The 4,515-nt window shown below is 75.3% G+C and carries 4 protein-coding genes; 2 read left to right on the top strand and 2 right to left on the bottom strand.

Going from position 1 to position 4,515, the window contains the following annotated elements; all coding sequences use genetic code 11:
• Positions 1 to 57: 57 nt before the first annotated feature.
• Positions 58 to 1,737: a DEAD/DEAH box helicase gene (locus GVV76_RS10125; RefSeq protein ID WP_442858374.1), complete on the bottom strand. Its 1,680-nt coding sequence runs from the start codon at positions 1,735 to 1,737 to the stop codon at positions 58 to 60.
• Positions 1,738 to 2,123: 386 nt separating this feature from the next.
• Here GVV76_RS10125 and GVV76_RS10120 point away from each other — a divergent pair, with 386 nt between their 5' ends.
• On the top strand, positions 2,124 to 2,798 hold the full coding sequence (locus GVV76_RS10120; protein ID WP_159524661.1) for a ferritin-like fold-containing protein: 675 nt from the start codon (positions 2,124 to 2,126) through the stop codon (positions 2,796 to 2,798).
• Between the two features lie 84 nt (positions 2,799 to 2,882).
• Here the strand turns inward: GVV76_RS10120 and GVV76_RS10115 are convergent, their stop codons facing one another.
• The gene (locus GVV76_RS10115; protein ID WP_017177145.1) at positions 2,883 to 3,098 is read right to left on the bottom strand and encodes a DUF3107 domain-containing protein; all 216 of its coding nucleotides are present in this window, start codon (positions 3,096 to 3,098) and stop codon (positions 2,883 to 2,885) included.
• 233 nt (positions 3,099 to 3,331) lie between these two features.
• Between GVV76_RS10115 and GVV76_RS10110 the strand changes: the two genes are divergently transcribed.
• A partial coding sequence (locus tag GVV76_RS10110; RefSeq protein ID WP_236263401.1) for an AAA family ATPase occupies positions 3,332 to 4,515 on the top strand: 1,184 nt, incomplete at its 3' end.

Genomic DNA, 4,515 nt, shown 5'->3' with positions numbered 1-4,515 from the left:
GCCCGTTGGCCCGGTCCGGCCTGCCAGCCCGCCGGCCAGCGGCCGCGGCGGCCTGGCTCAGTCCTGGCCGGCGGAGTCGATCGGCTTGCCGCCGCGCGTCCGCTTGCGGTTCCTCGCGCGCCGCGGGGCCTCGCCGTCGGAGGCTCGCCTGGAGGACCGCCGGCGCTCGCCATCCTCAGAGGCCCGCGACGCGCTGCCGCCCCGGCCGCCTCGGGAGCGCGAGCCCCGCCCATCGCGGCCCCGGGCCCCGCCGCGGCTGTCACGCCGGCCATCGCGCCCGCCGTGCTTGCCGGTCTCGCCCAGGTCCTCGATCTCCTCGGCGTCCAGGCCGGCTAGCGTCCGCTTGGAACGCGGCAACGTGCCCGTGGTGCCCTCGGGGATCGACAGGTCGGAGTACAGGTGCTCGCTGGTGTGGTAGGTCTCGATCGGCTCGGTCACAGGCAGGCCCAGGCCCTTGGCGATGAGCCGCCAGCGCGGGATGTCATCCCAGTCCACGAAGGTCACGGCCGTGCCCGCGTTCCCGGCGCGGCCCGTGCGCCCGATGCGGTGGACGTAGATCTTCTCGTCCTCGGGGCACTGGTAGTTGATGACGTGGGTGACGTCATCGACGTCGATGCCGCGGGCGGCGACGTCGGTGGCCACGAGCACGTCCACCTTGCCGTTGCGGAAGGCGCGCAGGGCCTGCTCCCGCGCCCCCTGCCCGAGATCGCCGTGCAACGCGCCGGTGGCGAAGCCCCGCGAGGCCAGGTCGTCGGCCACGCGGGCCGCCGTGCGCTTCGTGCGGGCGAAGATGATCGTGCGGCCCCGGCCCTCGGCCTGGAGGATCCGGGCGACCACCTCCACCTTGTTCAGGGCGTGCGTGCGGTAAACGACCTGCGCCACCGACTTGACCGTCATCGACTCATCCCCGGGGTCCTGGGCGCGGATGTGGGTCGGCTGGCTCATGTAACGGCGGGCCAGGGCGACGACGGCGCCCGGCATCGTGGCGCTGAACAGCATCGTCTGGCGGTCGGCGCGGGTGCGGGCCAGGATCTTCTCCACATCGGGCAGGAAGCCCAGATCCAGCATCTCATCCGCCTCGTCGAGCACCACGGTGGTCACGTGGGTGAGGTCCAGGACGGCACGGTCCATGAGGTCGATGAGGCGCCCCGGGGTTCCCACGACGATCTCGGCGCCCTTCTCCAGGGCCTCGATCTGCGGCTCGTAGGCGCGACCGCCGTAGACCTGCACGATGCGCACGGTGCGCTTGGCCGCGGCCTGCTCGAGCTCGACGGCGACCTGCTTGGCCAGCTCGCGCGTGGGCAGGACGATGAGGGCCTGCGGGCTTCCGGCGGCGGGGTCCTCGTCCCAGCCCTCCTCGCCGGGGCCCAGGGTGTCCATGAGCAGCGGGATGCCGAAGCCCAGGGTCTTGCCGGTGCCGGTCTTGGCCTGGCCGATGATGTCGTTGCCCTCTAGGGCCACCGGGAGGGTGAGGGCCTGGATGGGGAAGGGGTGGATGATGCCCTTGGCGGCCAGCGCCTCGCAGATCTCGGGCTCGACGCCGAAGTCCGCGAAGGACTTGATGCTCAGGTCCACCGCGGCGCCCTCATCGGTGATGTCGGGGGAGGCCTCGTCCAGGACGGGGGCGTGTGCGCCCGCGGTCTCGATGAGGCCCGAGGCGGGGGCCTCGGGGGCGCTGGCGGCGCTCGGCGCGCTCGCGGGGCTGGGGGCCGAGGCGGCCTCGGCGGGGCTGGTGATGACGGGGTTCTCGTCGGTCACGACGTTCCTTCGGATGTGGACCGCGGCCTCGTGACCGGCGCGGAGGGTGGTCCTGCGCGGGCCGACAGGGCTCGGCGCCGCCCGGGCCGACGGGGCCCTGGGCCGCGCTCGCGGTCGTGTATGTGGCAGCCGATCGTGAATCGTGTCCCGCTCAGGGCCCAGGGGCGCCGCCGCGCTCAGGGCGCGGCTCGCCGGCCGGCGGGACCAGGCTGCTGGACGACCGGGCAACCGTGGACGTCGGCAGACTACCCGTCATCCGCCCCCGCGGCGGTGAGGCGACGGCGATTGCCCCCGGTAGGTGGGGCACATCACGCGCCTTCGCCAAGGCGGCCGCGGCAGGGGCGCCCTCGCTCTACGCTTTGCTCATGAGCCCTTCCGTTCCTGAACCGGTCCCCGCCTCGACGCCCCCGGCCCCCAGCGCGCCCGGCGCCCTCATGGCCGCCGTGCTCGGCGTCATCGGCTACAGCTGCTCCGTGGCCTGCACGCGCTACGCCAAGGACGCGGACAAGGCCCCGGCGATGCGCGCGCGCATCGAGCTGCTGCGCATGAGCGCGGCCAAGGTGGGCGCTTTCGACGCGATCATCCGCATCGGCGCCGATGAAGGCGTGGACGTGCCGGCGTCCGCTGAGCGCTTCCTCGGCTCCCTGGGCGACGTCGATGATCGTCTGCGGCCCCACGACTGGGTCGAGCGGCTGGTCAAGACCTACCTGTCCTTCGGGCTGCTCGTGGACTTCGGCATGGCCCTGACCGATTCCCTGCCCCCGCGCGTGCGCGACGCCGTCTTGGAGGCCCTGTCCGAGGACCGCTTCGGCTCCTTCGCCGCCGCCGAGCTCATGGCCGATCTCGACGGCGACCCCCAACTCGCCGCCCGCCTGGGCCTGTGGGGCCGCCGGGTGGCGGGTGAGGAGATCGGCGCGATCCAACTCATGCTCGCCCGCTTTCCCGAACTCGCCGGCGGGGAGCAGGGCTCGGCGCGCCTGGGCGCCGTCCTGTCTTCCGGCGCGACGAGCCGCATGAGGGGCCTCGGGCTGCGCGTCTGAGACCGACTGGATCACGGGCCGACTGGATCACGGGCGGGCCGCTCCCGGGACGCCTCGCGCGGGCGGCGCGGGCCGGGCGCGGGCTCAGATGCCGAAGCCGACGCGGCGCTGCTCGGCGGCCCCGAGCTCGGCGTAGGCCAGGGATCCCGCGGGCACGAGCACCTTGCGGCCCTTGTCGTCCGTGAGGACGACATCCTTCGTCGCCGAGTCGGCCAGCGCGCCCAGGACCTCGTCGTGAGAGGCGGAGGTCTCGATCTCGATCTGACGGGCGGCGTGCTTGAAGCCGAGGCTGACCTGCATGGTGACTCCTTGGAAGAGCGGATCGGGGGCGGATCGTGCGCGGGCGGCCCCGGTGGGCCCCGCGTCGCCGCCCCGATCGTAGGGCGCCGGTGGCCGACGACGGCGGCAGCGCGGGCCCGGCGGCGTCGGTTTTCGCGCCGCGCGGACGGGGGTGCGGTCGTGGGAGGAGCGGAGCGTCGAGTGAGGCCCCACGGGCGCCTATTCGTGTCAGTGGGGCGTGGTGAGATAGGCCCATGCGGATCCAGGAGGCCACCCCGAGCGCCAGCGGTGCCGGATTCGCGGCCAGCGCCGCGAATCCGGCGATCACTGCGTCGCCGCGCCTCCTGCCCGCCTCCGCCCCCGAGCCCCTGCCGGAGCCGGACGCGTCCGCGCGCGCCGTCCTCGCGGCCGTCTCCAGCGGGGACAACATCGTCGTGCTCGGCGCCCCCGGCACCGGCAAGACGAGCCTCGCCCTGCGGATGCTCGTCGGCGCCGTCGAGCGGGGGACCGACGCCGTCCTCCTGGCCCCCACACGCGCCCGTGCGGACCGCCTGCGCCAACGCGCCGCGTCCCTCCTCAGCGCCCACGGCGGGGGAGTGGTCCGCGTCCGCACGCCCGCATCCCTCGCCCTGGCGATCCTCACCGCCTCCCTCACCCAGCGCCCGGACCCGCTGCCCGCCCCGGTCCTGCTGGCCGGAGCGGAGGAGGACGCTGCGCTCGCCTCCCTCATCCGCCCCGAGCAGTGGCCCGGCCTGCCGCCCGAGGCCGTCGGCTCGCGCGCCTTCCGCGCCGAGCTGCGCAACCTGCTCGCCCGCGCCGGGGAGCTCGGCGTCACCGCCGACGACCTCGCCGGGCTGGGCCGAGCCCTCGACGTCCCCCTGTGGGGGCCGGCCTCAGCGCTCCTGCGCACCTGGGACGCCCAGGGCCGCCCCAGCGCGGAGCGCCGCGCGGATACCCGCCGCATGGACACCGCCCGCCTCCAGGACCGCGCCGCCGAAGCCCTGGCCTCCTGGGACGCCGACGGCGTCGCCGTCCCCCAGCCCGTGCCCGGCCTGGTCATCGTGGATGACTACCAGGACTGCACCGCCGCCACCGCCCGGTTCCTGGCCGCGCTCGCCCGCTCCGATGAGCGCGGGAACCGAGCCCAGGTGGTGGTCCTGGGGGACCCGGACGTCGCCGTCGAGACCTTCCGCGGCGGCTCTCCCAGCCTGCTGTCGGCCGCCGAGGACCGCTCCGGGCTCGCGGCGCGCCGCCTGCGCCTGAGCACCCTGTACCGCGGCACGCCCGCGCTCGCGGCCCTGTGGGCGGATCAGGCCGGGCGGCTGCCCGTCACGGGATCGGCCGCCCACCGCCACCCGGGCCTCAGCCCGGAGCGGGGAGGCGGCGCGGCCACGGCCGGGCCGGTGCCGGCCGGGCCGGTGCCGGGCGGGGCGCCGCT

It is taken from the genome of Actinomyces sp. zg296 (assembly GCF_009829695.1).
In the GTDB taxonomy this organism is placed as follows: domain Bacteria; phylum Actinomycetota; class Actinomycetes; order Actinomycetales; family Actinomycetaceae; genus Actinomyces; species Actinomyces marmotae.
The sequence above is the reverse complement of the archived record's forward strand: the minus strand, read 5'-3'. Positions and strand labels throughout refer to the sequence as shown.